This window comes from Mesorhizobium sp. M1307 (assembly GCF_040318155.1).
In the GTDB taxonomy this organism is placed as follows: domain Bacteria; phylum Pseudomonadota; class Alphaproteobacteria; order Rhizobiales; family Rhizobiaceae; genus Mesorhizobium.
Window position 1 is genome coordinate 87,311 of the sequence record NZ_JAMYLR010000006.1, and the last position, 18,609, is coordinate 105,919.

The following is an 18,609-nucleotide window of genomic DNA, read 5'->3' on the forward strand; positions in this document are numbered from 1 at the left end:
GTTGGAGAGCGTCCGCGGGCCGTAGCATATGAGGCCCGGAAATCAAGCCGCAAGACTTGATCAGTGTCTGCCGTTGCCACCGGCTTCAGCTTTTTCCGGACGGCCGGCGATGATGGTGCGCGTCAATTGCCAGTGGACCTCGGCAATTTCCGAGGCCTTGAACGCAAGCACGATCTGGCGGCTGCGGCGCGGGCCGCCAAGCCCTGCGAAATAGATCGATTCCTCGACCTCGGGCACCACTTCGGTAGAGGTAAACACCCAGGTGTCGGCATGGTCGGCGGCCAGCACCAGACGGTCATGCTCATCCTGGAGCAGGCTTATATCGGGATGGACATGGAAACGCACCGTGACGAAGTCACGGCCATTGTTGCGGATAGAAGCGCCGCCCGGGCGCAGGAAACGGTCCCTGCCGGCAAGCACATTGCCTTCGGTCGATAATTTCAGCTCGCGCTCATGCAGGAAGCCGAAGCGCGCCACATAGCCGTCATGGCGGGCGATGAAGCCCTGGCTGCCCTTCTGGTCGGTGCGCTTGCAAGGCACATGCTGAGGCCCGCCGATCAAAGGCGTGCCGAGCAGGTCGTTGACGCGCAAGGAGTGATTGAAGCGCGCCGACGACGTGTCGTTGATGGTGGCGGTCGAGTGGGCGGCGGTGGCTCGGGCAAGCGGCCGGAACTCGGCGGCGCCATAAGTGTCTATTCCGGCGTTGACGATATAGTGCTGGCGGCCCGACGACAATTCGAAGGCGAGGCATCCGGCGTGAGCGGCATTGGATACGTCGACGGGGGGCGGCGGGCCGGTATCGGCGATCACAGTGACACCGCCCATCGACAGGCGCTCATAACCCGAATGCGGCGCGTGCAGCAACGGTGCGCCGGCGGTGTCGTCGTGATGCAGGATGCTGGCGATACGGTCGTGAATGGTGGCGCCCATGCCGTTGAAGCGGGCAAGGCTGCCGTCCTGATGGCGAAAGAAGCGCAGTGCCGGCAGCATCCGGTCGATGGCGCCGATCAGGGCGGCCGGCGGCGTCTCGGCCTGATTGGCGTATGTCTGGCGCAACGGGAGAAGGTCGGCGAGGATTTCAAGCACGGTCATCGGATTACGCGAGATATGGCCGCCGTCAGGCAGGATCTGGCGGTCGAGCTCCTCGGCGAGATTGCGGGTAGCACCGCGTAGCGCCGAGGCCGGCGCCGGCAGCGACAAAGCGGCAAAGGCCAGCGCAATGCGGGCGCGCAGCCTGTCCTTGCCGTCCGGCATCTCGCGCACCATGGCGCGCAGATAGCGGATCTGGACGGCGAGCGATTTCAAGAACGCGCGGTAGAACGGAAATTCGGCGCCCTGCAACACGATCGAGGAATGCTGCAGCCAGGCAATGACACGCTTGGCCGTCGTGCCGGGCTCCCACGCGACGCCGGAAATATGGCTGCCATGGATTGCAATCCAGTCGGAAACCAACGCCCGGGCGTTGGCGGCGGCGAGCTCGGTACCGGCGGCACGCATATGGCGCAGCCAGCGAAAGCCATGCAGCGTTTTTTGCCAGCCGGGATTGGGCACGTCGATCTGGAAGGGCGATTTGCCGCCGGTCTCGACCAGATGCCCCGAAAGCGGATAGCGGCCGTAATAGATCTCGAGCGCGATCTGAGGATCGGCGAGCCGCAGGTCCGGTGGGGCGATCAGGACGCGCTCCGGCGTGCGGCCTGAGTAGCGCCAGCGATAGAGTGGCCCGGCGCGCAAGCGCCGGCGCGTCTTGCGCCAGAACTCCCTCGCGACAAGCGTCCACAGACGCGTCGTGTTACCGGCAGCGATTGCCAAAACCCCTCCTGATCGTCCTCACCCAAGCACAAGTTTATATGATTCAAGAACTTGTGCGAAGGCGAATTCCGCGGCAGTGGGGCCGTTCAGCCTGTTTTCCATGCCTCCTCGCCCCAAGAAGCCGGACGGCGCTTCAGGATCGGCCCTTAGCCGGCTCTGCGCATGCGGGCGGCGAAGAAGCCGTCCAGCCCGGAGCGGCCCGGCGAGCCTAGCTCCAGATCGGCAGGCGTGGTGCGCAACGTGCCTTGCGGCGTCAGAAACGGGTCGATGCCGGCGATCTCACCCGGCCGAAGCGGGTCGTCGACAATCTCCGCATTGCCGGCGAGAAAGTCGCGATAGAGCTCTTCGCCTTCCAGCGGATCGAGCGAACAGTTGGAAAAGACGATGCGTCCACCAGGCTTGACCAGGGTGACGGCGCGGGCAAGCAGCCGGCGTTGCAGGTCGGCCAGTTTTTCGACGTCGGCCACCGTCTTCGTCCAGGGGACGTCGGGATGCCGCCGCACCGTGCCGGTCGAAGAGCAAGGTGCGTCGAGGAGGACGGCGTCGAAGAGGTCCTTCGGCTCGTATTTGAGCAGATCGGCCTGGACGATCTCGGCGGCCAGACCGAGCCGTTCGAGGTTCTGCGTCAGCCGTGCCAGCCGCGTTTTGGACATGTCGAGCGCGGTGACGTGGGCGCCGGCGAGGATCAGCTGGGCGGTCTTGCCGCCCGGCGCGGCGCAGAGGTCGGCGATTCGCAAACCATTGATGTCGCCGAACAGCCGGGCCGGCAGGCTGGCCGCTGCATCCTGAACCCACCAGGCGCCTTCCCCAAAGCCGGGCAGTTCGGTCACGGAAGCGCTGAGCTTTTCCACCCGCACCGTGCCGGTCGGCAAGACAAAGCCGCCGAGCCGTTCGGCCCACAGCGCCGGGTCCGACTTGACCGAGAAATCGACCGGTGCCTCATGGCGATGGGCGAGCAGTATCTGCCGGGCCTTGTCGAGGCCGTAGACTGTTTTCAAACGGTCGGAAAACCATTTTGGCGCCTCGTCGGTAGCGGCAAATGCTGCGGCGAGCTCGTCCTGCTTGGCCCGCGCCAGCGTGCGCAGCACGCCGTTGACGAGGCCGGAAAAGCGCGCCGTGCGCGGATCGGACTTGGCGTGTGTCACGGCGAGGTCGACGGCGGCGCTGTCGGGAACATCGAGGAACAGGATCTGCGCTGCCGCCACATGCAAAATGTGCGAAAGCGCCGTGGCGTTGGGCGGCAGCGGCTTTTCCAGGCGACGGGCCAAAAGGCCTGATATGGTCATGCGGTAGCGCAGGGCGGTGACCAGAATGGCGCGCACCAAAGCGCGGTCGCGCAGGTCGAGCGCCTTGTATTGTGGATGGCCGTTTTCATGGTCGGTCAGCCCGTCGAGCGGCGTTTTCGCGTCAATGACGGCGGCAAGCAGGCGCGCGGCTGCCTTGCGCGCGGCGAGACCGCGAGCTTCTGAAGCCTCACTGTGAGTTGGCCTCATTGTGTCGGCGATCGGTTGACTAGTTTAAATATGGCGCTGACAAAATCTTCTTTGCTTCCTAGGGGGGAGATCACCTGAATGTAGTCTTTTTCAACCGTGCCGACATAGTCCGCGACTTGCTTTGGAGATGCACCATCCCCGACAAGTCGGACGATGTGGCGGAGATAGGTGTCATATTCATCTTCAGGAAGTGGGCGAAAGCCCAGATCACTTGATGTTGCTATGCTCGCCATCGGTATGCCGATAGGGTTCCAGTGCCTTGCACAAAGATCGCGCATTTCCGCCAGCGAGATCCCGCCTTTTTTGTCTGTCGCGCTCGTCACGACCACGGACCTTTGGGTCCGGTCGGATTGCGTCCCCAGGGATTGGGTCTCGGCTTGGCCGGCTCAGGCGGCCTCTCGGGCCGCGCGGCCCTGTCCCACGGACCAGACGGCTGCTGCCCGGTCCCTTCCGGCGCCGGCCTTGACGTCGTGGCCGCTTCGGGTGCGCCGGCCATTTCGCTCGCCATCCTCTGCAACGCGGCGATGCGGTTTTCTGTGCTCGGGTGAGTGGAAAACAAACTGTCCATGCGCTCGCCGGAAAGAGGATTGATGATGAAGAGATGGGCGGTTGCCGGATTGCGCTCGGCATCCGGGTTGCGGATGCGTTCGGCGCCCCGCGCGATCTTGTCAAGTGCCGAGGCGAGCCACAGCGGGTGTCCACAGATTTCGGCACCGCGCCGGTCGGCCTCATATTCGCGGGTGCGGCTCACCGCCATCTGCACGATCATGGCGGCCAGGGGCGCGACTATCATCGCCACCAGCACGCCGACGATGCCAAAGGAATTGTTATTGTCGCGGTTGCCGCCGAAAAAGAAGGCGAAATTGCCGAGCATCGAAATTGCGCCGGCAAAGGTGGCGACGATCGTCATGGTCAGCGTATCGCGGTGCTGCACATGGGCGAGCTCGTGTGCCATCACCGCCGCGACTTCTTCATGCGATAGCCGCTCGAGCAGGCCGGTGCTGGCGGCGACAGCGGCATTTTGCGGATTGCGGCCGGTGGCGAAGGCATTGGGCTGCGGATTGTCGATGAGATAGGTTCTCGGCATCGGCAGGCCGGCACGTTGCGCGAGACCCTTCACGATGGCGTAATATTCAGGCGCGTTGCGTTCGTCGACTTCGATCGCACGGTGCATCGACAGCACCATCTTGTCGGCGTTCCAATAGCTGAACAAATTGGTGCCGGCGGCGATCAGCAAGGCAATCATCATGCCGCCGGATCCGGCGACCAGATAGCCGACGCCCATGAACAGGGCCGTCATTGCGGCCAAAAGCATGGCGGTGCGAAGGGTGTTCATCGTCTGCTCCATTTTGGCCCAACAAAGGGATCGATCCTTGTGGGCCCATCGCTATATGATGGGAAACAGCGGTTCCCGTTTCAATCGGGGCCTGTTTCAATCTAGCGGAAGATCGCATGATCGACAAAACCAGCCAAACGCATGCTAACGGCTCGCCGCAAAAGCCGCTGACCCCGGCAGCCAGGCGCGCCTTAGTCGAGGCCGAGGCCCGGCGGGAGAAATATCGCGAGCAGGAAGCCACGCTGCCGAGGGAGATCGGCGGGCGCGGCGGCAAGGAGCCTGGCCGCTATGGCGACTGGGAGGTCAAGGGCCTGACCAGCGACTTTTAGCGCAAGCAGGGTGCTAGTCAAACAGGCAGCGCGGCCCGCTCCACTCCGATGGCAATCCAGCCGCTGGAATCGACGGCGATGCCGATCGCGTCATAGCCGGCGATGGTGGCATGCGGCGTCTCCAACGGATGCCGGTGCGTGGCGCTGATCACCACGATTGCAGCGCCCGCGGCTTCGGCCGCCGCTATGCCGGCCGGCGCGTCCTCGAAGACGAGGCAGTCGCCCACATCGACGCCGAGCCGTTCGGCCGCCAGCCGGAAGCAGTCGGGCGCCGGCTTGCCGCGCGATACATCCTCCGCCGCAACAATCACGGCGGGAGCCGGAATACCCGCGGCCTGCAGGCGCAGCAGGGCGAGCTCGCGCGGTGCCGAAGTGGCGATCGCCCAGCTTCCAGGCGGCAGCGACGCCAGGAAGGCCGCGGCGCCGGCAATCGGGCGAATGCCCTCGACATCGGCCGCCTCGGCCTGCAAAAGCGAATCGGCTTCGCGGGCAGGATCGACGCCTGGGAGCGCCAGCCGGCCGATGGTCTCGATCGCCCGCACGCCGTGGATGGTCGGCAGGAATGCGGCGACGTCAAGACCTTGCCGATGCGCCCACGCTGCCCAGACCCTTTCCGCCGCGGCGATCGAATTGAGAATCGTGCCGTCCATATCGAACAGGAAGGCCGCGAATTTTCTGCCTGCAAACATCGGTTTCCCGGGGTCATCTTGGAGGGATTATTTCGAAAGACGCGTGTCAATCGACCGTAACGTTGCCGCGTCCGTATGGGAAGCCGCGAGGCGTCGTTTTTGACGACCACAAGGAACCGCCACGCACTGTCCCGCGTTGATCGGCACTATCTTCCATGACGATCGTAGGGGAGGGCGATGCTGATTCGGCTCGGCTATGAAATTGCCATTGAATGCGTTGCAGCAACGCCGGTCGTTTCATTGCTCGATATCCACAGGGATCGCCAGGCCGACATCAAGCGGCAGACGCGCGTGCTGACCTCGCCGTCGGTCCCGACCAGGGTCTACCACGACCTTTTCGGCAATAGCTGCCGCCGCTTCACGGCACCGGCCGGAAGCTTTCGCATCCTCTATGACGCGGTGGTCGAGGACAGCGGCGAGACGGACGAAGTCAACACGCTGGCCAGGGAAGTCCCGGTTGCCGAATTGCCGGACGAGGTGCTCGGCTATCTGCTCGGCAGCCGTTACTGCGAGACCGACCATCTCGGCGACCTGGCCTGGCAACTTTTCGGCCAGCTTCCGCCGGGCTGGGCGCGGGTGCAGGCCATCGTCGACTATGTCCACAACCGCCTGTCCTTCGGCTACGGCTATGCGCGCTCGACCCGCACGGCGGCGCAGGCGCATGAGGAACGCGTCGGCGTCTGCCGCGACTTTGCCCATCTGGCGATCACGCTCTGCCGCTGCATGAACATCCCGGCCCGCTACGTGAACGGCTATCTCGGCGATATCGGCGTGCCCGCCGATCCGGCGCCGATGGATTTCTCGGCGTGGGTGGAAGTGTTCCTCGACGGCAGGTGGTACACTTTCGATCCTCGCCACAATGTGCCGAGGATCGGCCGCGTCGTCATCGCCCGCGGCCGCGATGCCACCGACGTGCCGCTGCTGCACAGTTTTGGCCCGCATCGGCTCACCCTGTTCAAGGTCTGGACGCACGAGCAGGAAGGTAATCTGTTCAAGCCGCCTTATCGTGGCGTCGACAAGACGGTCAGCGCACGGATGCTGGCCTAGTCTTTCGGGACACATTCACAGTCCGTATTTCCATTTCCCGCCACCGCGATCGTGCTGAACCGGTTCGATACATCTCGTCTGTACCGGATTGGGACGCAGTCCAGTCGTCCTGAATTGCGAGCCTGTTCGTGGTAAGCGCTTTGTCAACAAAGCCGTGCCGGCGCAGCTTTCGTTTACCCGCTGTTTACCCTGCCGCCGCTCGAAACCGTTTGGAAACAATGACCTGATCGCGGGCCGGTCGCTTTCCCGGGCCTGGCGGCGCGATCCGGCCGGATTCCTGCAATGCGCGTTCGGACAGCTGCAGGCTGTAGCGAATGGAGGCGGAAGGAATGCGGCGTTTCGGGGGTCTTGTTCAGACGATCGGCGGCTTTGCCGGGGATCGCAGCGGAAATTTCGCGGTCCTGTTTGGGATAATCGGCTCAGTGCTGGCACTGAGTGTCGGCTTTGCGGTCAACGTGTCCCAACTCTACAATGTAAAATCGAGCCTGCAAGGCGTGGTCGATGCAGCGGTCACCTCGACGGCCCGCGACCTGACAACCGGCGTCATCAGCGAGGCCGACGCCGGCAAATCGGTGCAGGCCTTTCTCGATGCCAACAGCACGGCGGGTATCCTCCAGGACAACCAGATCGTCCTCGACAATCTGGTTGTCGACAGGACAGCCAAGACTGTCCAGGCGGACGTCCATGTCAACGTCAACTACTATTTCCCGCTTTTCAGCACGGGTGGCATGCAACGCGTCCCCGCATCGACGACGGCGCTCTATTCGGACAAGCAGATCGAAGTCGCGATGATGCTGGACGTGACCGGGTCGATGGCCGGCCAGAAAATCATCGATCTACGGGCGGCCGCGGCGAATGCCGTCGACAGTTTCCTGGGCGGCCAGGACCCTGCCAAGCCACGTGTGCGGGTTGCCATCGTGCCTTATGCCAATTCGGTGAATGCCGGTACACTTGCCGCCACCAGCGTCTATGTGGAAACCACCGCCAGTCAACGCAAACAGGCGCCGGCCAATGACGCCGTGCAGTATGTCTCGGGCTTTATCCGTCCCGATAATTGCGCCACCGAGCGCAAGGGGATTTATCAATATTCGGACGCGGGCCCCGACGCCAGCATGGTCAACCGCGACTACCTGCTGTCGTCCTTCGCGTGGCAAACCGGCACCGCCGCCTGCCCGAGCGCCGCGCTGATGCCGCTGACAGCGGATGCGACGGCGCTCAAGACGGTCATCAAGAATTTCGTCGCCTCCGGCGGCACCGCCGGCCATATCGGCGTGCAGTGGACCTGGTACATGCTCTCGGAGAACTGGGGGGGCATCATGAGGACTTCGCAGCGGCCGGCCAAGATGGATCCAAAGAAGGTTGCCAAGATTGCGATCCTGATGACCGACGGCGAATTCAACCTGTCCTACTTCGATGCGAGCACGGTGAGCGACGTCTACAATGACGCCGGCAAGGAGCCGACCCGCACGGCCGCCAAGACACTTTGCGCTGCCATGCGCGACAAGGGCATCGAGGTCTTCACCATTGGCTTTGACCTAAACGAAACGAATGCCAAGGCGACGCTCCAGGATTGCGCGAGCCCGGACACCGCCAAGATCAAGCACTTTTATCAGGCGGCCAATGGAACGGAACTCAACCAGGCTTTCCAGGATATAGCGCGCAACGTCGAGATGTTAACCGTAACCAAATAGGGGACAACAGCCCAAAAAGGAAAAGGCCGCCGCTTCTCGCGAAGCCGGCGACCTTCCGTGTTTCCGTCCATGGCGCGGCTCCTGGCGGCGACCCTGGTCGCCAGCCGCGCATCTCGCGCCTTAGCGGGAAGACTGCTTCCCGAAAGTGCGATCCGCTGAGGCCACGTTCTGGAAAACGAAATCACTCGACATCGGATCACCTCCTTTCGATTTGTTGAACACTTCCTCATGATGGGGTGTCATCCGGCAAATGGCAAGGCGCGGCACCCGAAAATCCTGAACAACCGTGCTTGCGCACCCAAGCGGCTTGCGGCCGGCCGATCGGGCAGGCAAGATCGAGCCGCTATTGTTCCGGGCCACTATTTTGCCGGGTAAGGGAGGACGGGGATGGAGGCAGCCGAGAGAGCGGCCCGGATTGTTCGGACGGTCATCGAGACGCTGAAGCCGGGTTTTGCGGTGAGGCTGTGGACAGGCGAGCGGATCGGCCCGGCTGCCGGCCCGGTGCTCACCATCAACGACCAGGACATCGTCTGGCAGATCGTACGTCGGCCCTCTTTATCGACGCTGATCGAGATGTGGATTGCCAAGGCGGTCGACGTCGAAGACGGATCGCTGTTCGATTTCTACGCCTTGCCCACGCAGGGCAAGCTCAGGACGAAGCTCAAGACATTGCCGAAGCTGGCGATCCTGCGCGACCTGCCGGCGGTGCTGTTTTCGCGAAAACAGATGACGACGCGAACCGATCTTTCCGGCCGCAATCCTTTCGTCAGCGGTTCGAGCAAGGAGGCGATCCAGCATCATTACGACATTTCCAACGCATTCTACCGGCTCTTCCTCGACGAGCGCATGGTCTATAGCTGCGGCTACTTCAAGGATTTCGCCAACGATATCGATCAGGCCCAGAGAGACAAGCTCGACCATATCTGCCGCAAGCTTCGGCTGAAGCCCGGCGATAGATTGCTCGACATCGGCTGCGGCTGGGGAGCGATGCTCATCCATGCGGTGAAGAATTATGGCGTCGTCGGCCACGGCGTCTCGCTATCGGAAGCACAGACCGAGCTCGCCCGTGAACGCATCCGCGCCGAGGGGCTGGAGGACCGCATCACCATCGAGATAAAGTCCTATGCCGAGCTGTCCGGCTCCTTCGACAAGATCTCGTCGATCGGCATGTTCGAGCATCTGGGGCTTGCCAACCATGCGGCCTATTTCTCGAGGATCCATCGCCTGCTCAAGCCGGGCGGCATCTATCTGCACCACGCCATCACCCGGCGCGACAAGGGCAGCTTGAAGAAGACGCTGCGCAAGGGGCCGGAATTCAAGGCGCTGATCAAATACATTTTTCCGGGCGGCGAACTCGATACGATCGGCATGACGCTGGGCAATCTCGAGGCGCACGGCTTCCTCGTCTACGACGTCGAAAATTTGCGCGAGCACTATGCGCGCACCTGCAGGCTATGGGCCGAGCGCCTCCACGCACGCTTCGACGAAGCTATCGCCGAGGTCGGCGAAGCCAAGGCGCGGCTCTGGCTGCTTTATCTCACCGGCTGCTCGATTACCTTCGAACGCGCATCGGCGCAGGTTTTCCAGACCGTCGCCACAAGGCGCGCGCGTGGGCCGAGCGGCCTGCCGCCGACGCGGGCGGATTTGTACCGATAGCTACAGGAGGCGCATCGTGGCGCCGATCTCGACGCGGCCCGGTCGATCGACGGTGCAGTAGACGCCGAGGTTATGGGCGTTGTGGCGGACCAGGCTGCGCAGGATTGCCGGGTCGTGGTCGAACCCGTCCTGGCCAATGATGGTGAAGCCGCAGCGGCGGCACGGCTCGGAGATGGTCAGGAGCAGGTCGCCGATTGCCAGCTTGCGCCCGATCCATTCCGTCTCGGGGAACGATCCCTCGACCTCCGGCATATCGACGACGATGTTGGGGCGGAAGCGGCGCGCGTCGGCGGTGCCCTCTGGATGCAGCACTTTCAAACGCGCCAGTGAGGCGGTGGTCAGCAGATGAATAGGGGCTTTGACGTAGCGTTCCGTCAGCAGAGGGCCGGCGTAATCCGGAGCCGCATTTTCCCGACGGAACGGCCGGATGGAAGCCGCAAAGCCGAGATAGGCGCAAATGGCGCGGTCACTTTGCGCGCCAGGTGCCGAAAGCCAGCGTCCGTCGGGGATGGCGACCTCCAGCCTGCCGGCCTGCGACAGCCGGGTGCGGATGCGGGGCACCTTGTGCCATTTCGCTTCGCGGTCGGGCCGTGCGATTTCATCGGTCGAGGTATCGACAAGACCAAACAGGCGGTCGCCTTCGACGGTATGCCAGTCGACGGAGATCGCCTGCTGAAACTCGCCGGCGAGCGAGCTCGCGGGATAGCGCCAAAGCTCGGTGACGGCGCCCAATGCGGGTTGCATCAGCCCTTCTTGTTTTGCCGGTTGGCGATAAGGTCGTCGACGACCGCCGGATCGGCCAGCGTCGAGGTATCGCCGAGCGCGGCAAAATCATCCTCGGCGATCTTGCGCAGGATGCGCCGCATGATCTTGCCGGAACGCGTCTTCGGCAGGCCGGGCGCGAACTGGATCTTGTCGGGCGAAGCGATGGCGCCGATCTCCTTGCGGACATGGGCGACGAGCTCCTGGCGCAATTCCTCGCTTGGCGTTTCGCCGGCCATCAGCGTGACATAGCAGTAGATGCCCTGGCCCTTGATATCGTGCGGGTAGCCGACGACGGCGGCCTCCGAGACCTTCCCATGCGAAACCAGCGCCGATTCGACCTCGGCGGTGCCCATGCGGTGGCCGGAGACGTTGATGACGTCGTCGACGCGGCCGGTGATCCAGTAGTAGCCGTCAGCATCGCGGCGGCAGCCGTCGCCGGTGAAGTATCTGCCCTTGTAGGTCGAGAAATAGGTCTGCACGAAGCGGTCGTGATCGCCATAGACGGTGCGCGTCTGGCCCGGCCATGAGTCGGCAATACAAAGATTGCCGCTGGCTTCGCCTTCGAGCACCTTGCCGTCGGTATCGACCAGCAGCGGCTTGACGCCAAAGAAGGGCCGCGTCGCCGAACCCGCCTTGAGGTCGGTGGCGCCCGGAACCGGCGTGATCATGATGCCGCCGGTCTCGGTCTGCCACCAGGTATCGACGATCGGCACCTTGCCGTTGCCGACGACGTTGAAATACCACTCCCAGGCTTCCGGATTGATCGGCTCGCCGACGGTGCCGAGCACGCGCAGCGACTTGCGCGACGTTTTGGTGACATGGGCATCGCCGGCGCCCATCAGCGCGCGCAGCGCCGTCGGCGCCGTGTAGAAGATGTTGACCTTGTGCTTGTCGATCACGTCCCAGAAACGCGACTGCGACGGGTAGTTCGGCACGCCTTCGAACATCAGCGTGGTGGCGCCGTTGGCGAGCGGCCCGTAGACGATATAGCTGTGGCCGGTGACCCAGCCGACATCGGCGGTGCACCAGTAGATATCGCCGTCATGATAGTCGAAGACATATTGGTGGGTCATCGAGACATAGACGAGATAGCCGGCGGTGGTGTGCAGCACGCCCTTCGGCTTGCCGGTCGAGCCGGATGTGTAGAGGATGAACAGCGGGTCCTCGGCGTTCATCTTCTCGGGCTTGCATTCGGCCTTAACCGTGGCGACCTCGTCATGGTACCAGACGTCGCGCCCGGCGGCCCAGCCGGTCTTGCCGCCGGTGCGGCGCACGACCAAGACCTTTTCGACTTTCGTTCCGGCCTTGGCGGCGATCTCGATCGCCTTGTCGGTGTTCTCCTTCAGCGGGATAGGCTTGCCGCCCCGCAGGCCTTCGTCGGCGGTGATGACGAAGGTCGACTTGCAGTCGTCGATGCGTCCGGCCAGCGCATCCGGCGAAAAGCCGCCGAAGACGACCGAATGAATGGCGCCGATGCGCGTGCAGGCGAGCATCGCATAAGCGGCCTCCGGGATCATCGGCATGTAGATGGTGACGCGGTCGCCCTTCTTGATGCCGTGCTTTTTCATCACATTGGCGAGGCGGCAGACATGCGCGTGAAGCTCGTTATAGGTGATCTTCCTGTCGTCGTAGGGATTGTCGCCTTCCCAGATGATGGCGGTCTGTTCGCCGCGCTTCTTCAGATGCCGGTCGATGCAGTTCCAGGAAACGTTGGTCTGGCCATCCTCGAACCATTTGATTGAGACCTGGCCGTCGAAGGACGTGTTCTTGACCTTGCTGTAGGGCTTGAACCAGTCGATGCGCTTGCCGTGCTTGCCCCAGAACTTGTCCGGGTTCTTGACACTGTCGGCGTACCATTTCAGGTAGGTGTCGTTGTCAATCAGCGCGTTCTTCTTCCACGCCGGCTGGACGCGATGGACATGAACATCGGACATTTCTTCGCCTTCCTCCCCAAAACCAAACCGCCGGCTTGACTGCCGGCAGGATCGCGGCGATGCGGCCGCGAATTCGCGCGCATTATTAACAGTTCGGCCGCGACGGCAACATTAGACGTTGGATTCGCGCGGCGGGATGCCGCAGGTGCTTTGCCGGGTCGTGTCAGCACTCTCGTGAGGCGGCTGCTAAGCGCATGTTTTTGCGGGAGGAATCTGGTTCGATCATAGAAATATCAATAGACGATTAAGCAAATGGGGTGCACAATTTCAGCCTGGGAGGAAGGAGAATCAACCAGGGGACCGCAATGCGCGACCATTCCGAAATGGACCTGATGCTCAAGGGCTATGGCTTGACCACGGCCAAGATTCTTTATCATTTTCCAGATCATCCGCATCTGCTGCAGAGCTTCATCTGGCAGGATTACGACATCGCCCCGAAATTTCCCGTGCTGATCCGTTTCATCGAGTTCTGGAAGGCCAAGCTCGAAGGCCCGCTGCATTCGGTCAGCTACACGCACCAGAAGCTGATCGCGCCGAACGAATGGCGCAAGGTCGACGGCGAGTTCGTTCTGCATTAGCCGGGCGGGCGGCAGCCTGGGAGCCGCCGCCCAGCTTTTGGAGCGTCAGACTGCGGGCGGGTTCAGCCGGGCAAAACCCTCCTGCCGGCGATAGGGAAAATACGGATAGGGTGCGGTGACCTCACTTGCCGTGTCGAGCTTCTTCATCTGCTCGGCTGTCAACGACCAGCCGACGGCGCCGAGATTCTGGCGCAACTGCTCCTCGTTGCGCGCGCCGACGATGACGGAGGCGACGGTCGGCCGCTGCAGCAGCCAATTGATGGCGATCTGCGGTATGGTCTTGCCGGCTTCCTCGGCGACAACATCAAGCGCGTCGACGACCCGATAGAGATGCTCATCCTCGACGGGCGGTCCGAAGCTTGCCGTGTCGTGCAGCCGGCTTTTCTCAGGCAGCTTCTGGCCACGGCGGATCTTGCCGGTCAGGCGGCCCCAGCCGAGCGGGCTCCACACCAGCGCACCGACACCCTGGTCGAGGCCGAGCGGCATCAACTCCCATTCATAGTCGCGTCCGACCAGCGAGTAAAAGACCTGATGGGCGACGTATCGGGGATAGCCGTATCTGCCCGCCAGGCCGAGCGATTTCATCACTTGCCAGCCGGAAAAATTGGAGACGCCGACATAACGCAGTTTGCCGGCGCGCACGAGACTGTCCAGTGTCGACAGCACCTCCTCGATCGGTGTTGCTGCGTCGAAGGCGTGCAGTTGCAGCAGGTCGATGTAGTCGGTGCCAAGGCGCCCCAGCGCGTCTTCGACGGCCTTGATCAGGCGTGAACGTGACGATCCGGCATCGTTGGGACCGTCGCCCATCGGCAGCGAGGTCTTGGTCGAGATCAGCACGGCGTCGCGGCGGCCCTTGATGGCAGCGCCGAGCACTTGTTCGGAAGCGCCATTCGAATAGACGTCGGCGGTGTCGAACAGGTAGACGCCGGCCTCAAGGCAGATGTCGACCAGCCGCCGTGCTTCCGTCGCATCGCTGTTGCCCCAGGCGCCGAACAGCGGGCCTGAACCGCCGAAGGTTCCAGCGCCGAACGAGAGCGCCGGGACCTTCAGGCCTGATGCGCCAAGATTTCGATAATCCATGGGTTTGCTCCTTGTGGAAGGATGGCTGTTTCAAAGATTGGTTGAGGTTTGCGTTCTATGACCGCGCGATTTCCGGTGTAGCGAGGACAGGATCTCGGTCGAGACGCAGCGCAAACGCCGCCACGGCAAGCGCTGAAAGTGGCAACAGCGCCGCGACCCAGGTGACGGCACCGAGGCCGGGACCATGGGCGATGACCACGCCGCCGAGCCAGGCGCCGGCCGCATTGCCGAGGTTGAAGGCGGCGATGTTGAAGGATGAAGCTAGGCTCTGGCCGGCGCCTTGCGCTTTCTGCAACACCCATAACTGTAGCGGCGCGACGGTGGCGAAGGCGGCGGCGCCGAGCAGGCCGACATAGATAACGGCCATGACCTGGCTGTGCAGGGCGAAGGTCATGGTGCCGAGCACCAGCGCCAGCACGACGAGACTGCCGAGAACGGACGGTACCAACCAGCGGTCGGCGAACTTGCCGCCGGCGAGGTTGCCGGCGATGAGGCCGCCGCCGAAGACCAGCAGGATCGGCGACACCGCTGCCTCGTCAAAACCGGTGATCTCGGTCAGCAACGGGGCGATGTAGGTGAAGACGGCGAAGACGCCGGCATAGCCAAGCACGGTGGTAGCAAAGCCAAGCAGGACCGGCGTGCGGCCGAGCAAGGCGAGATCGGCGCGCAAATTGCTCTTCTCAGGCTCTGTTCGGCTGCGCGGCACCAGCAGCAGAATGATGGCAAAGGCGGCGATGCCGACCAGGGTCACCGCCCAGAAGGTCGCGCGCCAGCCGAAGGCTTGGCCGAGCCATGTGCCGAAGGGCACGCCGAGGATGTTGGCGATGGTCAGGCCGGTGAACATCAGGGCGATCGCCGAGGCTTTCTTGTTGGGCGCCACCAGTCCGGTCGCCACGACCGAGCCGACGCCGAAGAAGGTGCCGTGGGCGAAGGCGGTCAGTACGCGCGCACCCATCAGCGTCCAGTAGTCTGGGGCAAGCGCACAAGCGAGGTTGCCCAGCGTGAAGATCGCCATCAGCGCCAGAAGCACGGTCTTGCGCGGCCAACGGCCGGTCGCGATCGTCAGCAGCGGCGCGCCGATGACGACGCCCAGCGCATAGCCGGAAATCAGCTGGCCGGAAGCCGAGATCGAGACGCCGAGATCAGTGCTGACGTCGAGCAGCAGGCCCATGATGACGAATTCGGTGACGCCGATGCCAAAGGCACCGGCGGCAAGAGCGTAAAGAGCAAGGGGCATGGCGGTTCCCACTTCGATGACGACCAGTTTTGACGACGGGCGCCGTGTCCTCCCACGCCCCGATCCGGAAGATCGTGCCGCGATGTGCTGTGAACCAGCCTTGCATCGGGCACATCGTCTGTGAAATAGATTCACCAATGGCCAGGCCCGACATCAATCGCTCCGGCGAGATCGAAGTGTTCGTCCGCGTCGTCGAGGCGGGCAGCTTTTCAGCCGCTGCCCGCGCGTTGCGGATGACGCCGTCGGCGGTGAGCAAGCTGATCGCGCGGCTGGAGGCGCGGCTTGGTACGCGGCTGGTCAGCCGTTCGACGCGCAAGCTGCAACTGACGCCGGAGGGGGCGGCATTCTTCGACAGCGGCGTGCGCGTCCTGGCCGACATGGCGGCGGCCGAGCGCGAGGCAGCGGCGGGTGCCGCGCCGCGTGGCCGGCTGCGGATCAACAGCTACGTGCCTTTCGGGCAGCATCGGCTGATCCCGCTTTTGCCGCGTTTCCTAGAGCGCTACCCCGAAATCTCGGTCGATCTGGTGTTGACCGACGATGTCATCGACCTGATGGAGGAGCGCGCTGACGTCGCCATCCGCGCCGGGCCGCTCGGCGAATCACGGCTGGTGGCGCGCAAGCTCGGGCAGAGCCGGGTGGTCGTCGTTGCGGCGCCATCGTATCTCGAAGCGCGTGGCACGCCCAAGACGCCCGCCGACCTCGATCGTCACAACCGGATGGGCTTCCGTTTCGTTCGTCACCTCGAGGGCTGGCCTTTTATCGACGCGGCCGGCAAACCGATCACCCTGTCGATCATCGGAAATACGCTGGTCAGCGACGGCGAGGCGATGCGGCTGATGGCGCTCTCGGGGGCGGGCATCGCCCGGCTGGCACGCTGGCATGTGGAGGCCGACATTGCCGCCGGCCGGCTGCTGCCGCTGCTGGAAGAGTTCAATCCCGGCGACGAGGAACTCACCCACGCCGTCTATGTCGGCCAAGGCAAGTATTTGCCGGCGCGGGTGCGGGCGTTTTTGGACTTTTTGGTCGAGACTGTCCGGCTGACTTGAGCCCAAAAAAAGATCGGGAGCCTGCCGGCTCCCGAAGCATCGAATCGAAGGTAAATTGAACTACTTTTTCGGCACAAAGGGCGCCGGCCGCCGGCCGGCCGCCTGACGCTCCAGCATCCAGCCGGGGTATTCGGCGGGCAGGGCACTGACTTCGTCGAGGCGAACAAGATCATCGGCATCGAGCTGCAACTCGGTGGCTGCAAGGTTCTGTTCCAGCTGCTCGATGCGGCTGGCGCCGATGATGACGCTCATCACGAATGGCTTGGCCAGGACATAGCCGAGCGCCACCGTGGCGACGCTGACGCCGTGCTTGACGGCGATCTCGCGCATGACAGCGACCGCTGCCCAGGCACGGTCCTCATTGACCGGCGGGAAATTGAAGCTGGCGCGGCGGCCCTCGCCATTGCCGGGGGCGCCCGGTCCGTATTTGCCGGAGAGCAGGCCGCCAGCCATCGGCGACCAGACCATCAGCCCGAGCTTCTCCTCGTTGAGCAGCGGCACGATTTCGCGCTCGAGATCGCGGCCGGCGATCGAGTAATACGACTGCACGGTCTCGAAGCGGGCAAAGCCCTTGCGCTCGGCAATACCCAGCGCCTTGGCGATGCGCCAAGCCTGCCAGTTCGAGACGCCGACATAGCGGACCTTGCCGGCGGCAACCAGGTCGTCGAGCGCCCGCAGCGTTTCGTCGATCGGCGTCACCGTGTCGGTGCCGTGCAGCTGGTAGAGATCGATGTGATCGAGCTGCAGCCGCTCGAGGCTGCCTTCGACCGAATCCATGATGTGGCCGCGCGAGGAACCGCGCTGGTTCGGGCCGCCGCCCATGGCGCCATGAACCTTGGTGGCGATGATCACGTCCTGACGGTTGACGCCAAGGTTCCTGAGCGACTGGCCGAGAAGCCGTTCCGAGGCGCCGAAGGAATAGACATCCGCCGTGTCGAAGAAATTGACGCCGGCGGCGAGCGAGCGGGCAACGATCTCGTCGACGCCCTTCTGGTCGAGGCTGGCGATCAGGCCCCATTGGGCATTCTCGCCGGCCGCGCCGAACGTCATCGTGCCGAGGCAAAGTTCGGAGACGAACATCCCCGTATTTCCAAGTTGATTGTAACGCATGGTGGCTCCAAACGGGTTGAGAATAACTCGACCGATATAGGAACGAAACGTTCCGTTTCTATACGCTGGCTTAGTCAATGTCAGCCTGTGGCCTAAGGTCGGCTGCGCCTCATCTGGCGCCGAAAATCGCCGATCCAACCCTGACACTGGTCGCGCCGAAGGCGATCGCGATTTCGTAGTCGCCGGACATGCCCATGGAGAGCTTGTCGACGCCGGCCTCGAGCCCAAGCTTTTCCAGCAGCGCGAAATGCGGACCGGGGTTCTCGTCGGCCGGCGGAATGCACATCAGCCCTTCGATGGCGAGGGCGTGAACCGAGCGGCAACGGGCCACGAAGGCGACAGCCTCGCGCGGCTCGATGCCGGCCTTTTGCGGCTCGGAGCCGGTGTTGACCTGGACATAGAGCCTTGGTGACCGGCCTTGCCTGGCGATCTCCTTGGCCAGCTCTGCGGCGATCTTTTCACGGTCGACGGTTTCGATGACGTCGAACAATGCCACCGCTTCCTTGGCCTTGTTCGATTGCAGCGGACCGATCAGATGCAGCTCGATGTCGGAAAATGCCTCCTTCAGCACCGGCCATTTGGCTTGTGCTTCCTGGACGCGGTTTTCGCCGAAGACGCGCTGGCCGGCCTCGATAATCGGGCGGATGTCGGCGGCGTCGAAGGTTTTCGAGACTGCGACCAGCGTCACCGCTCCGGCCTCGCGGCCTGCCTCGCGCTCGGCGGCAGCGATCCTTGCCTTGACCGTGAAAAGCTGTTCGACGGCGCTCGCCATGCCTATATCCTGCCTGTGTTTGGCTTTTCGCCGGATC

At 63.4% G+C, this 18,609-nt stretch carries 17 protein-coding genes; 6 read left to right on the forward strand and 11 right to left on the reverse strand.

What is annotated here, in order from left to right; genetic code table 11:
• Positions 1–60: 60 nt before the first annotated feature.
• From NKH16_RS10100 to htpX, 4 genes are all read right to left on the reverse strand, one after another.
• Positions 61–1,809: a heparinase II/III family protein gene (locus NKH16_RS10100; protein ID WP_352742871.1), complete on the reverse strand. Its 1,749-nt coding sequence runs from the start codon at positions 1,807–1,809 to the stop codon at positions 61–63.
• A gap of 146 nt (positions 1,810–1,955) precedes the next feature.
• Complete coding sequence (locus NKH16_RS10105) at positions 1,956–3,302, reverse strand: RsmB/NOP family class I SAM-dependent RNA methyltransferase (RefSeq protein ID WP_352683673.1); 1,347 nt, start codon at positions 3,300–3,302, stop codon at positions 1,956–1,958.
• A complete protein-coding gene (locus NKH16_RS10110; protein WP_352451231.1) occupies positions 3,299–3,625 on the reverse strand; it encodes a hypothetical protein in 327 nt (108 codons plus the stop codon). The genes NKH16_RS10105 and NKH16_RS10110 overlap by 4 nt, the downstream gene beginning before the upstream one ends.
• Positions 3,622–4,638, reverse strand: coding sequence for a zinc metalloprotease HtpX (gene htpX / locus NKH16_RS10115; protein WP_352742873.1), 1,017 nt, complete (start codon positions 4,636–4,638; stop codon positions 3,622–3,624). Before htpX ends, NKH16_RS10110 begins: the two co-directional genes overlap by 4 nt.
• 116 nt (positions 4,639–4,754) lie before the next feature.
• Here htpX and NKH16_RS10120 point away from each other — a divergent pair, with 116 nt between their 5' ends.
• Positions 4,755–4,967 (forward strand): DUF1674 domain-containing protein, encoded by a 213-nt coding sequence (locus NKH16_RS10120; RefSeq protein WP_352451229.1) that lies wholly within the window; start codon positions 4,755–4,757, stop codon positions 4,965–4,967.
• A gap of 17 nt (positions 4,968–4,984) precedes the next feature.
• Here the strand turns inward: NKH16_RS10120 and NKH16_RS10125 are convergent, their stop codons facing one another.
• On the reverse strand, positions 4,985–5,656 hold the full coding sequence (locus NKH16_RS10125) for an HAD-IA family hydrolase (protein ID WP_352742875.1): 672 nt from the start codon (positions 5,654–5,656) through the stop codon (positions 4,985–4,987).
• Between the two features lie 177 nt (positions 5,657–5,833).
• Between NKH16_RS10125 and NKH16_RS10130 the strand changes: the two genes are divergently transcribed.
• The 3 genes from NKH16_RS10130 to NKH16_RS10140 all read left to right on the forward strand — a co-directional run bounded on the left by NKH16_RS10130 (position 5,834) and on the right by NKH16_RS10140 (position 10,050).
• Positions 5,834–6,703 carry a transglutaminase-like domain-containing protein gene (locus NKH16_RS10130; RefSeq protein ID WP_352742876.1) on the forward strand — a complete coding sequence of 290 codons (870 nt, stop codon included), beginning with the start codon at positions 5,834–5,836 and terminating at the stop codon, positions 6,701–6,703.
• 329 nt (positions 6,704–7,032) lie between these two features.
• Positions 7,033–8,394, forward strand: a complete 1,362-nt coding sequence (locus tag NKH16_RS10135; protein WP_352742877.1) for a pilus assembly protein TadG-related protein — start codon at positions 7,033–7,035, stop codon at positions 8,392–8,394.
• 387 nt (positions 8,395–8,781) lie between these two features.
• The gene (locus tag NKH16_RS10140; protein WP_352742879.1) at positions 8,782–10,050 is read left to right on the forward strand and encodes a class I SAM-dependent methyltransferase; all 1,269 of its coding nucleotides are present in this window, start codon (positions 8,782–8,784) and stop codon (positions 10,048–10,050) included.
• On the opposite strand, the gene NKH16_RS10145 is transcribed toward NKH16_RS10140, so the two are convergent.
• The gene (locus NKH16_RS10145) at positions 10,051–10,794 is read right to left on the reverse strand and encodes an MOSC domain-containing protein (RefSeq protein WP_352742881.1); all 744 of its coding nucleotides are present in this window, start codon (positions 10,792–10,794) and stop codon (positions 10,051–10,053) included.
• A complete protein-coding gene (acs, locus tag NKH16_RS10150; RefSeq protein WP_352821274.1) occupies positions 10,794–12,749 on the reverse strand; it encodes an acetate--CoA ligase in 1,956 nt (651 codons plus the stop codon). The genes NKH16_RS10145 and acs overlap by 1 nt, the downstream gene beginning before the upstream one ends.
• A gap of 305 nt (positions 12,750–13,054) precedes the next feature.
• Between acs and NKH16_RS10155 the strand changes: the two genes are divergently transcribed.
• Positions 13,055–13,327 carry an usg protein gene (locus tag NKH16_RS10155; RefSeq protein ID WP_023678111.1) on the forward strand — a complete coding sequence of 91 codons (273 nt, stop codon included), beginning with the start codon at positions 13,055–13,057 and terminating at the stop codon, positions 13,325–13,327.
• Between the two features lie 45 nt (positions 13,328–13,372).
• On the opposite strand, the gene NKH16_RS10160 is transcribed toward NKH16_RS10155, so the two are convergent.
• Both NKH16_RS10160 and NKH16_RS10165 read right to left on the reverse strand, forming a co-directional pair.
• Entirely contained in the window at positions 13,373–14,407 is a 1,035-nt protein-coding gene (locus tag NKH16_RS10160) for an aldo/keto reductase (protein WP_352742885.1), read from the reverse strand.
• 55 nt (positions 14,408–14,462) lie between these two features.
• On the reverse strand, positions 14,463–15,644 hold the full coding sequence (locus NKH16_RS10165; RefSeq protein ID WP_352742886.1) for an MFS transporter: 1,182 nt from the start codon (positions 15,642–15,644) through the stop codon (positions 14,463–14,465).
• A 137-nt stretch (positions 15,645–15,781) separates the two neighbouring features.
• Here NKH16_RS10165 and NKH16_RS10170 point away from each other — a divergent pair, with 137 nt between their 5' ends.
• On the forward strand, positions 15,782–16,690 hold the full coding sequence (locus NKH16_RS10170) for a LysR family transcriptional regulator (protein ID WP_352450906.1): 909 nt from the start codon (positions 15,782–15,784) through the stop codon (positions 16,688–16,690).
• Positions 16,691–16,750: 60 nt separating this feature from the next.
• On the opposite strand, the gene NKH16_RS10175 is transcribed toward NKH16_RS10170, so the two are convergent.
• Positions 16,751–17,800, reverse strand: a complete 1,050-nt coding sequence (locus NKH16_RS10175; RefSeq protein WP_352450905.1) for an aldo/keto reductase — start codon at positions 17,798–17,800, stop codon at positions 16,751–16,753.
• Positions 17,801–17,909: 109 nt separating this feature from the next.
• Positions 17,910–18,572: a YggS family pyridoxal phosphate-dependent enzyme gene (locus tag NKH16_RS10180; protein ID WP_352450904.1), complete on the reverse strand. Its 663-nt coding sequence runs from the start codon at positions 18,570–18,572 to the stop codon at positions 17,910–17,912.
• Positions 18,573–18,609: the final 37 nt, after the last annotated feature.